This is a genomic window from Xanthovirga aplysinae, assembly GCF_009711365.1.
Taxonomy (GTDB): domain Bacteria; phylum Bacteroidota; class Bacteroidia; order Cytophagales; family Cyclobacteriaceae; genus Xanthovirga; species Xanthovirga aplysinae.
In genome coordinates, this window is record NZ_SMMB01000344.1 from 1 (window position 1) to 1,199 (window position 1,199).

Here is a 1,199-nt window from a genome sequence, read left to right on the forward strand (position 1 = left end):
CTTATAAATATTAGTAAAAAGGGCAGACCCCATCCAGGAAAAGTTAATTATTGCCCAAATGGAAATATGGGGCTCAGAGTGATTAATTTCGGTAAGACTCTCCAGCCCAAAAAGGATAGGGAGCCTATAAGCTACATTAATTAATATTAGATCATTCATTAATAGAATGACTCTGGAAAAGGGAAAATACCATAATTGGGGAGATTTTCTAACGCTGAAGGAGGTAGAACCTAATTCCATAGACCGGTAGATTTTGAAAGGTAGCGAAATGGAAGGGGAAAATGAATGCCAGTCCTTTTTATAATCATGAATGTTTAATAGCGGTTAACTGAAACATCAAGACTCTTGATAATTCAAGCCACTTGAGCCTAAATCATAGTTGACTAAGAATAAGCAAGGAAGGCAGGTGGGGAACATGAAATGGAGGGTCAACAGAAATTTGTTATGAACCAATTAATGCTATGACTTACTATACTTATGGAGCATCAACAAACCGCCCTATCAAATTATAACTATTTCAATAAATTCCCTACAACTATAGAATAAATTTTGCCTTTTTCTAATAACACTTTCAAGCATACCCTACATCAACATAAAGACAACTCAGCGATTTATGTGTTTGTTTTAAGGTTCACCTCACAACATTCAAAAAATCTACACATTAATTCTTTCCTATAAATTTTTGGAAAAATTTCTTTAGTAAGGCAAACCTTCAGATGGAATTTTAAAAATGAAGGGATAGGAAAATTAATAGAATAAAAATGTAATGATAAGAAATGCTTTCCTCTAGCCAACATTTATAAAATTGATGATAGTAGAGAACTAAGGGACCTTTTTAATAATCCATTATGATCACTTTGATACAGTTTTTTGAAAATGATTTAATTGGAAAAGCTGATTTTCGAAATTCAGGCATTTATGGAAAAATACGGGAAAGCTAGGAATTGACTAGAACAGAAGAAAAAATCAAAGATAAGCCACTAAAGTCGGGGTGGCAGGATTCGAACCTGCGACCTCCTGCTCCCAAAGCAGGCGCGATAACCGGGCTACGCTACACCCCGTACAATTTTTCCTCCGAGACCAATATGCTATGCCGTTGAGCAAAAATTCATTGATCTTGTAAAAAAATGCTAACCCTTCAATAAAATTTAAAAAGTCGGTTTAATAATGTCGGGGTGGCAGGATTCGAACCTGCGACC

Annotated in this window: 1 tRNA gene; it reads right to left on the reverse strand. The window is 35.3% G+C overall.

The features are described 5' to 3' along the window. Positions 1 to 986 precede the first annotated feature (986 nt). A tRNA-Pro gene (locus E1171_RS01070) sits at positions 987 to 1,061 on the reverse strand. Positions 1,062 to 1,199 lie beyond the last annotated feature (138 nt).